This is a genomic window from Halomonas qinghailakensis, assembly GCF_025820815.1.
Classification (GTDB): Bacteria; Pseudomonadota; Gammaproteobacteria; order Pseudomonadales; family Halomonadaceae; genus Vreelandella; species Vreelandella qaidamensis.
Window position 1 is genome coordinate 3,297,532 of the sequence record NZ_CP096973.1, and the last position, 15,880, is coordinate 3,313,411.

Genomic DNA, 15,880 nt, shown 5'->3' on the forward strand with positions numbered 1-15,880 from the left:
TTGTGAGGTTAGTCATCGAATTCTGACTCAATGCGCGCTCGGCGCTGCCGCCTTTTTAGGCGGCGGCGCTTCCAGTGATGAGAAACATGCCAGCGCCAAATTAGCCGTATGACAATATTGGCGATAATCGCTAGTAAAACGGCAGAAATTAGCGAGCCAAGCATCAGCGGCGGCATAATGTCGTGCATTTGCTCTGCAATCCAGCGCGTTGAGATGCGCGATGGGGCCTCTCTAACGGGGGCTTCTAAAAGAAATGTGCCAATACGGTAATTAAAATAAAAAATAACCGGCATGGTGAGTGGGTTCGTGATCCACACTAGACCTACCGATAGAGCTAAATTGCAACGGGTAAACCTAGCCCCCAATGCTGCAACTACCATTTGAAACGGTATAGGCAGCATGGCGCAAAAAAGCCCCACGCTAAACGCATTTGCAACGCTTCGACGTGTTAAAAGCCATAGCCCAGGATCTGCAATTAATGGCGCGATAAAGCGTAGAGAACGCTGACGCCTTAATGTATCGGGTTTTGGCATGTAGCGCTGCAGGAAACGGCGCGGCATGTCAGGTACTCTTTTAATAGGTGCCTCCTATTATCCATATAGCAGTGTGCTTCGGCTACGCGTGGCTTTGAATGAACTTGTTCCAAGGAGGGAATATGCACATAGGCGTTGCACTACCCGCTGCGTTGGCAGGTTTCATGGGTGCGCTATTGGCATGGATAAGCGGCCCAGATGCACGCTTACAAGCACTGCTGGCAGGTATATTTGTGGCCGTGCTTTTCTTGGTGGTGTATAGGCGTAATCTACTGATTTTTTTGGTTATTTTGAGCTGGGTTTTTATCAGTGTGCAGCATGAGTGGGGGCGTCGGTTGCCAAGCGGGCTCAGTGGTGAAGATGTCATTATTCAGGCCCAGATAGTAAACGTTCAAGCGGAAAGCGGGTCGTCGCGATTACGCCTATCTATTGAATCCTGTCACTCTCCTGAGCATCTTCCTAGCTGTAGCGCTCTACGCAGTGTGAGAGTAAGTGCTTACGATGATCAACGCTACCTCTTGGGAGAGCGCTGGCAGATGACGCTGCGGCTTCGCCCTCCCAGTGGCTTTTCTAATCCCAATACGTTTAATTTTCAACAGTGGCTATGGCGAGAAGGGATACACGCAACGGGCTATGTGCGCCAAGAGCCGAAGCCTGAACGTTTGTCGGAGGCTGCGCCGACAATTCGCCAATCGGCTATTGAAAGGCTGGCTAGTCAACCGTTGCAAGAGCAAACTCGGCGCTGGCTTGCGGCGCTAACGCTGGGTGATAGTGAGCAGTTGACCCAGGATGATTGGACCTTGCTCAATGCAACGGGTACGACGCATTTAGTGGTTATCTCTGGTTTACACGTCGGACTTGTTGCTTCGTTTGTGCTGCTATTAGCTCGCTTTATTGCCAGGTTGGTAACGCCAACCCATTGGCGTCTACGAGCTTGGCCATGGTGGTTAGCAGGAGTGGCGGCGGTGGGTTACGCCATATTAGCTGGGCTGGCCCCTCCTGCCATGCGGGCCATGATTATGACGCTGTTAGGCTTGTGGGTGCTAAGCGGTCGTCATGCACCTGGCCCATGGCAAGCTTGGTGGCTTGCGCTTGGCATCGTAATCGTCGTTGACCCACTTGCATTATGGCGACCTGGACTGTGGCTATCGTTTATTGCGGTAGCCTGGTTGATTGTAATTTGGCAAGGCCGTCCCCGCCCCCAAGGGGTGAAAGGCTGGTGCTGGGCGCTACTTCGTTCCCAACTACTCATTGCACCGCTAATGGCGGCAGCAGTGTTAGTGGCGTTTGAGAGAGTTGCCCCTGCGGCCCCTTTGATTAATCTTTTTGCTGTCCCTTGGGTCAGTTCCGTTATGGTGCCCAGTGCATTATTGGGATGGGTATTGTCACCACTGCCCGGGATAGGGTTATTTATGTGGTGGTGTTTTGAGCAGGCGTTACAAGTTTTTCACTATTTATTAGTTGTTACCGTGCATTGGGCGCCGCTTTTGCAGCCGCCGTCAATGATGGTGTACCCGCTGGTAGGTATATTGGTACTGATGTCGCTATGCTGGGCATTTCCCACTGTCCCAGGTTGGCTGCGATTCAGCGTACCATTGCTACTGCTAAGTTTCCCTTGGTGGCCAGCAGATGCACAGCTTAATCCGGGCGAGGTACGTGTCGTGATTTATGACGTTGGCCAAGGTCAACTGATCGAGTTGCGTAGTACTAACTATCGCTTGCTTTATGACACCGGGCCACGTTTTCGCAGTGGTTTTATGCCACTGCAAACCTTGTGGCCCCCAGGGCAATCGTTTGATCGTGTTATCGTAAGTCATGCCGATACCGATCATGCTGGGGGTGTCAGTGCGCTTTTAAAAGACCATCAAGTGACGCTATGGTCGACTCCACGAGGCGAGTCACTGCCCGTTGCCAGTACACAATGTGTTCAAGGGCAGCAGTGGCGACGCGATGGCATTCACTATCAGATATTATGGCCCCCAGCGGGTGATAACGCGCTCTCCTCAAATGATCGATCTTGTGTGCTGCAGGTAAGCGCGGGAGAACAACGTTTGCTTATCACGGGAGATGTAGGCAAGGACGTTGAAAGAAGAGTATTAGCAAAAGTTATTACGCCGATTAACGTGTTAGTGGCTGGGCATCATGGAAGCAATACAAGTTCGGGAATCCAATTTTTGCAGGTCAGCCGTCCTCAACATGTTATTTTTAGTGCTGGAAAAGACAACCCCTTTAATCATCCAGTTGATGCGGTAGTCCGCCGCTTTCGCCAACAGCAGAGCTGTTTATGGAGCACTGCCCAGGATGGGGCGCTTGAATTTAGCCTTATGGCTACCCAGCCCATTCAGGTCATTCCCATGCGAAAACTACCGGGTGCTCGTAAGCGGTGTTGATGCGCGTCACCATAAGGTAGAATCCTGGCAACTGCACACTATGGCCAGGAGCGCGTGTGACTGATTCAGGTTGGGTTCTCTATAAACGATTGTTAACTTACGTAAAGCCCCACTGGCGCGCATTTGCGTTAGCGATAGTGGGCTTCGTCATTTATGCCGCTTCCAGTACGGCATTAGCTGAAATGATGAAACGACTGATTGATGGTATTCAAAATCCTGATGCTACTTTTCGGCTACTGCTCCCACTATTTGTGGTGATTATGTTTGCATCGCGCGGGGTAGGGACATTTTTAAGCACTTATTTTATGTCTTATGTCGGACGCTATGTGATTCATACTTTACGCTGTGATGTTTTTGCGCACTTACTGCATTTGCCAGGGCGATTTTTTGATCATCACTCTAGCGGTCATTTGGTATCTCGGGTTACCTATCATGTAGAACAGGTGGCAGGCGCTGCCACGAAAGCAGTCACTATTATTTTGCGTGAAGGCTTATTCGTTATTGGGTTGATTGGTTATCTCTTCTGGACAAACTGGATGCTAACGCTGTTATTTTTAGGCGTAACGCCGGTGATCGCTGGAGTAGTGGGCTATGTCAGCAAACGGTTTAGACGAATCTCTAAGCGTATTCAACACTCCATGGGAGATGTTACCCATGTCGCTTCTGAAGCGCTCTCTGGCTACCGTGTCGTGCGCACGCATGGGGCTGAAGCGTATGAAAAACAGCGTTTTGAGCGAGTAAGTGAAGAAAATCGTCGCCAAAGTATGAAAGAGGCGATGACGCGTGCCGTAAGCTCACCAGTAATTTTAATGCTGGTCGCGATTTCGATGGCGATTTTGGTTTGGTTAGCGATGGCACCTGCACTGATGGAAAACATGACGCCGGGTGAGTTTGTAGCCTTTATTACAGCGGCTGCACTAATGATCAAACCCGTGCGTCAGCTCACTGAAGTGAACAGTGAGATTCAAAAAGGCATCGCGGCGGCGGCTGAGCTATTTGGCCTACTTGATATGACCCCTGAACAGGATGAAGGTAAAAAAATTCCTCAACAGCTAACGGGTAGCGTAGTGGTCGATAATGTTAGTTTTCGCTACGCTGACGATCAGCCTAACGTACTACGTGATATTAACATTAGCGTCGCCCCAGGCGAGTTAGTGGCAATTGTTGGCCGCTCAGGCAGCGGTAAGTCGACATTGGTCAGCCTGTTGCCGCGTTTTTATCGGCCTAGCGAAGGACGTATTTTGATTGATGGGGTAAATGTTGATGAATATGCGCTGGGTCCATTGCGTCAGCATATTGCATTGGTATCGCAACAAGTCACGCTATTCAATGCCACCATTGCAGATAACATTGGCTATGGCGTAACCAACCCAGATCCAGCCGCTATTGAAGCCGCTGCTCAGGCGGCTTATGCCAGTGAGTTTATTGAGAAGCTGCCCCAGGGCTATGCCACGGTAGTGGGTGAAAATGGCGTGATGCTTTCGGGTGGCCAGCGTCAGCGCTTGGCCATCGCGCGGGCGATTTTTAAAGATGCGCCTATTCTTATTTTGGACGAGGCGACATCAGCACTGGATACCGAATCCGAGCGCTATATACAAAAAGCGCTAGAGCATGTGTGTAAAGGCCGAACAACGCTGGTCATTGCCCACCGCCTATCCACGATTGAACGAGCTGACCGTATTTTGGTCATGGACCAAGGGCGTATTATTGAGCAGGGGACCCACCAAGCGCTATTAGAAGCCGGAGGCGCTTACGCGGCACTGCATCAACTTCAGTTCCAGGATAATGAATGAGTGTTGAGCAACGCTGGCTCAAAGCGGCCTATCATGGAAGCCGTTGGCTAACACCGTTATATCCATTGGGTTTTTTATACCGTTATCTTATGATGTGGAGAAACACCCGCTACCACACTGGTAAAAAACCAGTTTTTAAAGCAGGTGTGCCCGTTATTGTGGTGGGTAATATTACCCTTGGTGGAACCGGTAAATCGCCTTTAGTTGCGTGGCTGGTCAACTGGCTGAGGACGCAGGGGTGGTCCCCAGGCATCATTACTCGTGGGTACGGTGGTAAAGCATCGCACTATCCATTAGAAGTAACCGCACTAACCGATCCGGCCCAAAGTGGTGATGAGCCATTAATGCTGGTGCAGCAAACGAGCTGTCCGGTAGTGGCTGACCCGCACCGTGCACGAGGTGTTAAAACCTTGGTTGATAAAGGGTGCGATATTATTGTTAGTGACGATGGATTACAGCATTTGGCGTTAGGACGTGATATTGAATTAGTCGTCATTGATGGGGCGCGGGGACTGGGTAATGGTTGGTGTTTACCCGCTGGGCCGCTGAGAGAATCGCCTAGTAGATTAGCTCAAGTTGATGCTGTGATTATTAATGGTGAGCAGTGTTGCCCCTTGCCAGTTGAAGGAATAGCGATGCAATTAGCGCCGCTAAGTTGGCGTCGAATGCGGGATGGTCAGCGTGTGCCGATCACTCCGCTACCATTTGTGCCACCTGTGAATGCTGTGGCGGGTATTGGCCATCCTGAGCGTTTTTTTAATACGCTGCGCAGTTTGGGTGTGGACGGCGAGATGCGTCCGCTAGCAGATCATCAGCGGTTTGATGACCAGACTTTCCGTTTTAGTCATCAGCGCCCAGTTGTAATGACTGCCAAAGATGCAGTGAAGTGCCAAGCGTTTGCGCCACCCGATAGCTGGGTGCTAGAGGTAGAAGCCTTGCTTCCGCCAGAGTTTGAACACTGGCTGGCAGCTAAATTGTCAGCGCTTTCTAAAAAGGGATACACCGATGGATAAAGAACTATTGGCAATGCTGGTTTGCCCACTTTGCAACGGCAAGCTCAAGTATAACCGTGAAGCCCAAGAGCTTTGCTGCCACTACGACGGTTTGGGGTATCCTATTCAAGAAGGCATTCCTGTGATGCTTCCTGAAGAGGCGCGCACGATGGATGCCGATGAAAAATTGCCTATCTCGCCAGGTCGTACCGGAGAGGCGTAATGTCAGTCGCTCAAACCGAATTTATTGCTGTGGTTCCCGCACGATTTGGCTCAACCCGCTTACCGGGTAAGCCGCTGCTGGATATAGCGGGCGAGCCTATGGTTGCCCATGTCTGGCGCCGGGCTTGTCAAAGCCAAGCAAGCCGTGTTGTGGTGGCCACTGATGATTCACGCATCCGTGAGGCGATGTTGCCCTACGGTGCAGAGGTCGTGATGACGCGCTCGGATCATCCTTCTGGCACCGATCGATTGGCTGAGGTGGCAGAATGCCTTGGGCTAAGCGATGACGCTTTGTTAGTGAACGTGCAAGGAGACGAGCCGCTTATTCCGCCGGTTTTAATTGACCAAGTGGCCATGCGGTTAGCCGAAGACCCAGAAGCAGCCATTGCGACACTTGCTGAGCCCATTGCCGATGTTGAAACGTTATTTAACGCTAACGTCGTCAAAGTGGTTCGCTCCTTACAGGGCCGAGCCCTGTACTTTTCTCGTGCGCCCATTCCGTGGGATCGAGAGCAATTTAAAACACAGCCCGAGCTGTTAGCTACCGATGCTTGGTTGCGTCATATCGGTATATACGCCTACCGTGCCAGTTTTCTTGCTGCTTATCGTGAGCTGGCACCATCGAGTCTTGAGCAGTTGGAGCAATTGGAGCAGTTGCGTGCGCTTCAGCATGGCTATGCCATTCAAGTTGCGCTTGCCAGCACTATTAACCCGCCGGGTGTGGATACGCCGGAAGACTTAGTCCGGGTGAGAGCGCTACTAGCGAGTGGAGGTGACAGCGAATGAAGCGTGTACTGTTTGTCTGCCTAGGTAATATTTGCCGTTCGCCAACGGCCGAAGGCGTCTTTTGGCACGCTGTTGAAGAGGCTGGGTTAAATCGTCATATTATCGTTGACTCTTGTGGTGTAGGTAACTGGCATGTTGGAAAAGCGCCAGACACCCGCGCGCAAGTAGCCGCATCAAGGCGTGGTATCGATATTGGTCATTTGCGCGCTCGTCAGCTCAGTGCTGGTGACTTTCTTGAATTTGACTACGTATTAGGCATGGATCGCGACAACCTCAAGGCGATGCAAGCGCTTCAGCCGAGCAATAGTCGTGCCCATGTGGGGCTTTTTTTAGAGTTTGCTGATCTGCCTGAGGCAGAAGTGCCCGACCCTTATTATGGTGGAGACGAGGGTTTTGAACATGTCCTGGATTTAATTGAGGCGGCTTCTGTAGGGCTAATTGCCCATCTGAGAAACGACGGGCTGAGAAATGACAGGTTGTGAAAACACAGGGTGTGAAAGAAGTGTTAGTGACTTGCTCAGTTGTTGCCAATCGGTCGATTTAACCTCTTTAAATACGCTGCGTTTACCCTGTCAGGCGGAACGGTATGTGGTTCCTAAAACACTAAATGCGCTCCAGTATGTCGTGCGTGAAGCCGTTGATAAACGGTGGCGCATTACCCTCTTGGGAGGTGGCAGTAACGTGCTGCTTCCTACGGCATTGAAAGGCATTGCGATTCGGCCAGGTATACAGCAGTGGTGGCTAGAAAGTCGCGGAGAGTCGGTTGTTGCCTATGTGGGGGCTGGTGTTAATTGGCACTCGTTAGTAATGACGCTAGCGGCTCGTGGCCTGTGGGGTATTGAAAACTTAGCGTTAATACCAGGTGATTGCGGTGCAGCACCAGTGCAAAATATCGGTGCTTATGGTGTTGAGCTTAAAGACGTCATAGAGGGAGTGCAAATAGTAGAACTAGCCTCAGGCAAGGTCCGTTGGTTAAGCACCGATGATTGCCAGTTTGGTTACCGTGATAGCATTTTCAAAAAAGCGCTAGCAGATAAAGTTGTCATTACTCAGTTGGCGCTTCGATTATCAAAAAAACCGCAACCAAGACTAGGTTATGGGGATTTAGCTGCCCGTGTATCGGCCTCATCAAGTTGCTTGGCGGTAGCTCAAGCGGTGTGCGCTATTCGTCGAGAAAAATTGCCGGATCCTAATATGCTCGCGAATGCGGGAAGCTTTTTTAAAAACCCGCTGGTTAGTAGCGAACAGCTATCGCGCTTGTTACAAGCGCATCCTAACATGCCATATTTTCCCCAGGTTGATGGGAAAAGCAAACTGGCAGCGGGGTGGTTAATTGACCAGTGCGGGTTGAAAGGAGCTCGGCAAGGAGCTTTCGGTGTTCACACACAGCAAGCATTGGTGCTTGTGCATTTTGGCGGCGGTGATCGCCCTGAGCTACTGCAGTTTGCTGAGTATATTGTCCGCAAGGTCTATGGCCAATTTGGTGTTGAGTTAGAGCCCGAACCACGCTTAATACAAGCATAAAAAAACCCCGCTTAGCGGGGTTTTTAGTGCAGCACGTGTCTTAAGTGCTAGCGATCACTCATTCGTCGTGTTCTGTGCTTGTTTACGCAGTTCACGAGGATCGTTATGAGCGCGACGACGGCGACGTGGCTTGGGTACTTCGTCTTGTGTAGAAACGGTAGTCACTTGCTGTGCTTCTTCAGGTGTTACTGTTTCGGGAGCTTCTGGTGAAGGCGTTTGAGCCTCTTCTTCATTGTTCGCTAACGTAGGCTGAAGATCGCTTTCTTGATCAGTAGCAGTAATGTCAGCGGCTTCTGGCGCGGTTTTAGTGTCTGAAGCGTTCGTATTGCTCTCCGCGTTATTGTCTGAAGAAGCTTCCGGTTGCTCAGCTGTCTCTGGTGAGCTGGCCTCAGTGCTAGCCGCTACGTCGTGCGAGGGCACCTGACGGTTATCAGTGCTATCGACAGTCTCGTCCTCAGCAACTTTTGGCACTTCTGCCTGTGTGCTAGCGGGTGCTGATGTTTCTTGTGCTGTCTCTTGAGTCACTTGAGGCAACACCGGTTCCTGGCGCACAAGTTCTTGAGGTGTCGGCTGCTGGGGCTTATCAGTCTCTTGTGTAGTTTCTTCATCACGTGAGCTTGTTGATTCGCTATGGGCGGTATCAAACTCCTTCACGTTTGCAGCAGGCTCTTCCTGTGGCTCTACTTCCGTATTAACTGACGAAGGTTCAATATTCTCGACCTCAGACGAGCGGCTGTTAGCCTCTTGAGGCGCTTCTTGAACAGTGGTTTGGTCATCAGTCGGCTGTTGAGGTTTATCCTCAGAGCTTTTCTCTACGCTCGCTTCTGTTGCGGCAGTTTCAGCGTTATCTTCCGTTTTCTGCGGTTGACGACGCTGGCGAGTAGCTTTACGTGCTTTATCTGCCTTTTCAGCAGGGCGCTCAGCCGTTGTTCCATCGGCAACTGTTGTTTCTTCTACAGCTTGGTCAGGCGCTTCAGTCGCTACTTCATCGCTTGGCACCGCTGTTGTGCTGGCCTCATCATGTGAAGAGGGGCTTGCAGACGCTGCTTCGCTGCTGGGTACTTCAACAGCGGGTGATTCAGCAGAAGGGGCTTCCGCAGAGGTGGCTTCAGCCGCTTCGGCTTGCAGTTTCAGCTGTTCCGCTTCGGCTTGAGGGTTAACGGCCTGTTTACGCGTGCGGTTACGCGGATTATTACGCGTGCGCTTCGGTTTGCCGTCATCTTGTTTGTCGTCCGTTTGTGATGCAGGCTCACGGGTAGTTTCGTTTTTCTGCTTTGCATCACGCGGTTTATCACGACGGCTTTCTGGTTGAGCAGTAGGTTTAGCTGGCTCATCTTTAGGCGATTCTTTGGCCGCTTGATTTGTCTGCTGTTCTTTTTGACGACTGCTCTTCTGGTCGTTGTCTAGGGTCTTGGCATCGTCTTGCTGAGGGTGGCGTCGACGATTACGAGTACGGCTAGGACCGCTGCGTTTGTCGTTAGCGTCGTCGTTATTATCAGTATTACGCGGTTGGCTAGGTTGCTGATTACTCGGCTGCTGCTGGCTGCGTTGCTCGTTTTTGCTAGTGCTTTCGCCACGTTCACGAGCCGGCTTTGGCTTGCTTTCGCTGCGCTGCGTGCGGTTGCTGCCTGTTTTTTCAGGCTGCTTACGGGCAACAGGAGCTTCCTGTTTAGGCTCGCTCGTGCTGCTATCTTCCCCCCCTAGCAGTTTGGCAAAGCCTCTGATAAAGCGGCCAATCACACTAGGCTGCTCTTCAGCAACAGGGGTGGTCGCAGCAACGACTTTGTCTGCTTTTGTAACCTTCTCTGCCTTCTCTTCTGTCTGAAGAGAGGCGGGCGCTGGTGCGTTATGCACAACACTTTTAACCGCGGCTTCAGCGCGCATGGCGGGCGGAGTAAAGCTTGGGTCTGGTTCTTTGCCCACTTCAGTATCAGTCGATAGCTCGAAGCTGGATAGCGTTAGGCTCTCGTCATCGTCTAAGTGGTCATCACGCAGCCGCTGAACGTCATAATGCGGCGTATCCATTTCGGGATTCGGCAAAAGAACTACCCGCACGCCTTGGCGTGATTCGATGTCTGCTAGAACGCTACGCTTTTCGTTCAGCAGGTAGGTAGCCACTGGTACCGGCAGAATAGCGCGAATTTGAGCGCTGCGCTCTTTCATCGCCTCTTCTTCAATCAGGCGCATAATGGAGAGCGACAATGAGCGTACGTCACGAATCGTGCCCTGGCCGTTACAACGTGGGCAAACCACACCGCTGGTCTCACCAAGCGAAGGACGTAAGCGCTGGCGCGACATCTCCATTAAGCCAAAGCGTGAAATCCGACCAATCTGAACGCGTGCACGATCAAGCTTCAGCGCATCGCGCATGCGGTTTTCAACCTCGCGCTGATTTCGCGCAGGGCCCATATCGATAAAGTCGATAACTACAAGGCCACCGATATCACGCAAGCGCAACTGTCGAGCAATCTCGTCAGCTGCTTCAGAGTTAGTTTGCAGTGCGGTTTCTTCAATATCGCTGCCACGTGTAGCCCGGGCAGAGTTGATATCAATAGAGACCAGTGCTTCGGTGTGATCGATAACAATAGAGCCACCAGAAGGAAGTTTTACTTCGCGCTGGTAAGCAGTTTCGATTTGCGACTCAATTTGAAAGCGCGAGAAAAGAGGGACTTCATCTGCGTAAAGTTTAATTTTCTGCTGGTAAGAAGGCATTACCTGACGAATAAAGCCCAGCGCTTCTGCATGAATCTCAGGGCTGTCAATTAACACTTCGCCAATGTCTTGGCGCAGGTAATCACGCATGGCGCGAATAATGACATTAGATTCGCGATAGATCAGGAAAGGGGCCGAACGCTTGCCTGCCTCAGTGGTGATGGATTCCCACACTTGGACGAGGTAATCCAGATCCCACTGAAGCTCTTCCGGGCTGCGGCCGATACCAGCGGTGCGAACGATCAGGCCCATTTTGTCCGGCACTGTCAGTTGGCCCATGGCGTCTTTCAGTTGGCTGCGGTCATCACCTTCAATGCGGCGTGAAATGCCACCCGCGCGAGGGTTGTTAGGCATCAGTACAAGAAAGCGACCCGCTAAGCTAATAAAAGTAGTGAGTGCAGCACCTTTATTGCCGCGCTCTTCTTTATCAACTTGGACAATAACTTCCTGTCCTTCTTTCAGCACTTCTTTGATGCTGGGGCGGCCAGAAACATCTTTAATAAAATATTCGCGGGAAATTTCTTTTAACGGCAGAAAGCCATGACGCTCGGCACCGAAATCAACAAAAGCGGCTTCAAGGGAGGGTTCTACTCGGGTGATCTTACCCCGGTAAATATTGGCTTTTTTCTGCTCTCGGGCGCCAGATTCGATGTCTAAATCGTAAAGGCGTTGCCCGTCTACCAGTGCAACCCGAAGCTCTTCTGGCTGGGTTGCGTTAATTAGCATCCGTTTCATGTTTTCTCACATAGCATTGCGTGCCGACGAGCCGTGGAGTAGACGAATCGTTGGGTGCTGCGTGCTTGTGCTCGGCGCATTGCTATGCTGACGCATTAAACCGGGAAGGCAATTATGCCATCCCGGCCGAAAGGGCGTTGAGTACGTGGCGGAGGCAGAACATGTTTCGGTGGCTGTCACGTCCATCCGGCTCTGCTGACACCGCCAACACCTGGCATTCATCGATTCGTCAACGCCGGTTATCGGCACAGCGTTGAACTTGGCGCCCCAAGTCGAGCAGCACCTTGTGACGAACAGGAGAAGCCGCTTGGGGCGTGACGTTTGTTAATTCAAATTGCTTGCCATTGCGGGCAAAGCAAATGTGTATTTGCCGCCAAAAAACATACGACAAAGTAACTGTCTATCCAATACGTTATTTCAGTAGTCGCTTCAATGCGTTAGGCGTTTGGGTAATGCGTACACTACGCCATTTTGCCTATGCTCTGGCCTGCGTGTTTGTCGGGCAGGCGCTAGGCGAAGCGTGGTAACGCACCCGTTACGACGTGTCTTTTTACGGGTAAGCCACACTTGGCCGCTGAACGTTTTGGAATATAACAGTAAAGACAACTACCAGCAATTGACGCAATGCGCATTGGTCTACGCTAGAATGCCGTTTTTAGCCTGTTGCTATAAGATCACACCAGGAGTGAGCGTTAATGTCCGAAGGGCGGGAAGTACAGTGGGTGGATATCGCCCCGGAACAAGCAGGTCAACGGATCGACAATTTTTTAATGACGCGTTTAAAAGGTGCTCCTCGTGCATTGATTTATCGCATTGTGCGTAAAGGCGAGGTAAGGGTTAATAAGAAACGCGTCAAAGTGGATTATCGACTTCAAGCTGGCGATTTGGTGCGTGTGCCGCCACTACGTTTAGCGCCGAGAGAAGCCGTTAAAGAGGTTAGTGATAATTTACGTGATTTGTTAATTGGCAGTGTAATTATGGAAGGGCCGGATTGGATGGTGATTAATAAGCCGTCTGGTTTAGCTGTCCATGGGGGAAGTGGCGTAAAAATTGGCTTAATCGAAGCACTGCGCCAAGTGCGCGATGACCTGACTTTTTTAGAGCTTGTTCACCGCTTAGATCGTGATACATCGGGGTGTTTGCTGTTGGCAAAATCTCGTGATGCGTTAGTCACACTCAACGAATCGCTGAAAAAGCACGCTATGGACAAGCGCTACTTAGCGTTGGTTAGCGGACGCTGGCCTGCACGGAAAACCTATGTGAGTGCTCGCTTAGATCGCTTTGATGCGGGTAATGGTGAGCGGCGGGTGCGAGTAGATCCTAATGGCAAGGTGTCGCGGACTCACTTTTCGGTAGTGGAAACCTTTGAAAAAGTCACGCTGATAGAGGCAGAGCCTGTGACAGGCCGCACCCATCAGATTCGTGTCCATGCAGCTCACGCGGGGCATGCACTATTGGGTGATGATAAATATGGAACCCGCGAAAGTAATCACATGGCGCAGCGCCTTGGCTTGGGGCGGCTGTTTCTTCATGCCCGTGCATTAACGTTTCCTGAACCTGGCAATGGCCGTCCCGTTACGGTGAAAGCACCGCTGCCTGAGGCATTGGAAGAAGCGTTAAAACGCGCTCGGAAATAAAGGAAACAACATGCGCTATGAGCTAATTATCTTTGATTGGGATGGCACACTGATGAACTCTGTGCCAAAAATTGTTGCCTGCATGCAGGCCGCTGCTCTTGATGCTGAGTGGGGTGAGTTAAACGTCAATGCTATTGAAGATATTATTGGTTTGGGCCTGCCTGAGGCGATAGCTAAATTATGTCCTGGTATTGAAGCGGCTCAGGCCGAGCGCTTGCGCCAGCGCTATGCCTATCATTTCGTAGATGGTGACTCGACGCCCATGCCTTTTTTTGATGGCGTAGAAGAGCAGATTGCCCGGCTGCGTGAACGTTCTCATCAGCGTCTGGCGGTGGCGACAGGGAAAAGTCGCCGTGGTCTAGACCGAATTTTCTCCGAAACAAAGAGTGGCGGCTGGTTTCATGCCAGTCGAACGGCAGATGAAACGCGTTCGAAGCCCCACCCTCAGATGATTCTTGAGCTGCTTGACGAGCTGAAGGTGCCCGTCGAGCGCGCTGTAATGGTGGGCGATACCGAGTATGACCTTGAAATGGCTAGGTCTATTAATATGGATCGTGTGGGCGTTACTTACGGCGTGCATACTCCCGCGCGGTTGGCAGCCAGTCAGCCTGTGTGGGTGGCGGATGACGTAGAAAGCCTGTTCGATTGGTTGTATGACTAGTTGAATTACCCTGGCCGGCCTTCAGGTTACGCAGAGCTCTTAGATTGTGTTGAAGAGCGACGATTATTAGCGCTATGCCCCAGTTAACACTAGGAATTGTTTATGAGTGATGAGCAGCATCGCGGCAGCTCTGATGACCGATCCCAGTCCGATAAAGTGCCTTCATCAGATCAAGTGAGTGACCGCTGGACGCAAGGGCCAGACGTTTCCCAGCAAGCCAAACAGCGTCCGCAGTCAGGTGCTGAAGGTTCGGGAGCGCATTGCTCGGGTGAAAAAAATGATGATGCTGAAACGCTCCGTGAGCGGCAGCGTTTAACACAAATGGAAATGATGGACCGCTGGGTTGGTGGTGTTTTAACAGAGCAGCGCAGAACCCGGCGTTGGAAACTGTTCTTTCGTTTGATGTTGCTGGCGATTGTACTTATATCGCTAACAACAATGTTATACCGCGTATTTTTGGCTGAACCGACTGCCTCCTTGCCTACGCAGCGCCATTTGGCGTTAGTTGAAGTGCATGGTGTGATAACCAGTGATGCGCCAGCAAATGCGGAGCGCATTATTAAAGGGTTGAATCGTGCATGGTCATCAAGTGGTGCGACGGCTGTTGTGTTGCATATTGATAGCCCCGGTGGAAGCCCTGTTCAATCGCAGCGTATCTATGCAGAAATTATGCGTCTGCGTGATCAGGGCGATAAGCCTATTATTGCTGTGATAGAAGATATTGGTGCGAGTGGCGCTTACTACATTGCTTCCGCTGCCGATAGCATCGTGGCGTCACGGGCTAGTCTAGTTGGCTCTATCGGCGTTATTTATTCTGGCTTTGGCTTCCAAGAGGCGATTAACCAGATTGGTATAGAGCGTCGCGTAATGACTGCCGGTGAAAATAAAGCTTTCTTGGATCCTTTTCAGCCGCTTGACGACGGCGTGGCTGACTTCTGGCAAAGCGTTCTGACTCAAACCCATGAGCAATTTATAGACGATGTGAAGGCAGGGCGTGGTGAGCGTTTGAGCGATAGCCCTGAGGTTTTCTCAGGGCTTATCTGGAGTGGAGAGCAGGCGTTAGCACTGGGGCTGGTAGATGAGCTAGCCAGTCTCGAACAAGTGGCCCGTGATCAAGTAGGCGATGCTGAGTGGGAAAACTATACGCCTAGCTTAGACCCCTTCGAGCGATTGACGCGCCGCTTTACCCAAACCGCCGCTGAGGTGCTTGGGCTACAGCATACGCATGCTCCTTTGCGCTTTCAGGCCCAGTAATGCTTGGCGCGTAAAAGAGCTATACGCTAGGCGTCGCCAAGCGGGTTCATGCCTGCTTGGCGAAGCATGTCGCACAGGGCTATGAGAGGGAGTCCAATCAGTGCGTTTGGGTCTCGACCCTCGAGCTTTTCAAACAAACTGATGCCCAACCCTTCCATGCGGAAGCTGCCTGAGCTGTCCAGCGGCTGCTCAAGGGCAACATACCGCGCAATTTCTTGCTGGCTTAGTGAGCGAAAAAACACCTCAAATGGCTCGATATGGACGTGATGCCGCTGGTGGCGAGTGTCAACTAACGCCAAGCCTGTTAGGAAAGTCACTTTCTGGCCAGAAAAGCGCGTTAGGTTCTCCCGTGCGCGCTCTTCGGTATGAGGTTTGCCGAGAATGTCGCCTTCAAACAGGGCTACTTGATCAGAACCAATGATGCAGTGGTTGGGGAAGCGCTCAGCGACGGCGTTGGCCTTGCTAAGTGCCAAACGGTGTACTAGTGCGCTGGGCGTTTCATTAGAATAGGGCGTTTCATCAATGTCCGGTGAGCAACACTGATAGGGCACGAGTAACCTATCCAGTAATGCTTGGCGGAAGCGTGAGCTAGAAGCGAGAACAAGTGTGGCATTGTCCGTTTGAGGCACGGTTGTCTCCTT

13 protein-coding genes are annotated in these 15,880 nt (G+C 51.5%); 10 read left to right on the forward strand and 3 right to left on the reverse strand.

Translation table 11 applies throughout. From position 1 onward, the window contains the following. Positions 1 to 8: 8 nt before the first annotated feature. Positions 9 to 560, reverse strand: coding sequence for a DUF2062 domain-containing protein (locus tag M0220_RS14990; RefSeq protein WP_030072386.1), 552 nt, complete (start codon positions 558 to 560; stop codon positions 9 to 11). 95 nt (positions 561 to 655) lie between these two features. Here M0220_RS14990 and M0220_RS14995 point away from each other — a divergent pair, with 95 nt between their 5' ends. From M0220_RS14995 to murB, 7 genes are read left to right on the forward strand one after another with little or no spacing between them, the layout of a single operon-like run. Next, a complete protein-coding gene (locus M0220_RS14995) occupies positions 656 to 2,923 on the forward strand; it encodes a DNA internalization-related competence protein ComEC/Rec2 (protein ID WP_264018096.1) in 2,268 nt (755 codons plus the stop codon). A gap of 56 nt (positions 2,924 to 2,979) precedes the next feature. Further along, complete coding sequence (gene msbA, locus M0220_RS15000) at positions 2,980 to 4,716, forward strand: lipid A export permease/ATP-binding protein MsbA (RefSeq protein ID WP_264018097.1); 1,737 nt, start codon at positions 2,980 to 2,982, stop codon at positions 4,714 to 4,716. After that, a complete protein-coding gene (gene lpxK / locus M0220_RS15005; protein WP_264018098.1) occupies positions 4,713 to 5,729 on the forward strand; it encodes a tetraacyldisaccharide 4'-kinase in 1,017 nt (338 codons plus the stop codon). The genes msbA and lpxK overlap by 4 nt, the downstream gene beginning before the upstream one ends. Next, on the forward strand, positions 5,722 to 5,931 hold the full coding sequence (locus M0220_RS15010) for a Trm112 family protein (RefSeq protein ID WP_264018099.1): 210 nt from the start codon (positions 5,722 to 5,724) through the stop codon (positions 5,929 to 5,931). Before lpxK ends, M0220_RS15010 begins: the two co-directional genes overlap by 8 nt. Then, complete coding sequence (gene kdsB, locus M0220_RS15015; protein ID WP_264018100.1) at positions 5,931 to 6,716, forward strand: 3-deoxy-manno-octulosonate cytidylyltransferase; 786 nt, start codon at positions 5,931 to 5,933, stop codon at positions 6,714 to 6,716. The genes M0220_RS15010 and kdsB overlap by 1 nt, the downstream gene beginning before the upstream one ends. Beyond that, positions 6,713 to 7,198: a low molecular weight protein-tyrosine-phosphatase gene (locus tag M0220_RS15020; protein WP_030072398.1), complete on the forward strand. Its 486-nt coding sequence runs from the start codon at positions 6,713 to 6,715 to the stop codon at positions 7,196 to 7,198. Before kdsB ends, M0220_RS15020 begins: the two co-directional genes overlap by 4 nt. Next, entirely contained in the window at positions 7,185 to 8,240 is a 1,056-nt protein-coding gene (murB, locus tag M0220_RS15025) for a UDP-N-acetylmuramate dehydrogenase (RefSeq protein ID WP_264018101.1), read from the forward strand. Before M0220_RS15020 ends, murB begins: the two co-directional genes overlap by 14 nt. A gap of 54 nt (positions 8,241 to 8,294) precedes the next feature. On the opposite strand, the gene rne is transcribed toward murB, so the two are convergent. Next, positions 8,295 to 11,687: a ribonuclease E gene (gene rne, locus M0220_RS15030; protein WP_264018102.1), complete on the reverse strand. Its 3,393-nt coding sequence runs from the start codon at positions 11,685 to 11,687 to the stop codon at positions 8,295 to 8,297. A 695-nt stretch (positions 11,688 to 12,382) separates the two neighbouring features. On the opposite strand from rne, the gene M0220_RS15035 reads away from it, so the two are divergent. The 3 genes from M0220_RS15035 (at position 12,383) to sppA (ending at position 15,239) form a co-directional block, all read left to right on the forward strand. Further along, on the forward strand, positions 12,383 to 13,324 hold the full coding sequence (locus M0220_RS15035) for an RluA family pseudouridine synthase (RefSeq protein ID WP_009722038.1): 942 nt from the start codon (positions 12,383 to 12,385) through the stop codon (positions 13,322 to 13,324). Positions 13,325 to 13,334: 10 nt separating this feature from the next. Then, on the forward strand, positions 13,335 to 13,985 hold the full coding sequence (locus M0220_RS15040; RefSeq protein ID WP_264018104.1) for an HAD family hydrolase: 651 nt from the start codon (positions 13,335 to 13,337) through the stop codon (positions 13,983 to 13,985). Positions 13,986 to 14,087: 102 nt separating this feature from the next. Next, entirely contained in the window at positions 14,088 to 15,239 is a 1,152-nt protein-coding gene (gene sppA, locus M0220_RS15045; RefSeq protein WP_264018105.1) for a signal peptide peptidase SppA, read from the forward strand. 26 nt (positions 15,240 to 15,265) lie between these two features. On the opposite strand, the gene M0220_RS15050 is transcribed toward sppA, so the two are convergent. Then, positions 15,266 to 15,868, reverse strand: a complete 603-nt coding sequence (locus M0220_RS15050; RefSeq protein ID WP_264018106.1) for a Maf family protein — start codon at positions 15,866 to 15,868, stop codon at positions 15,266 to 15,268. Between the last annotated feature and the right edge of the window lie 12 nt (positions 15,869 to 15,880).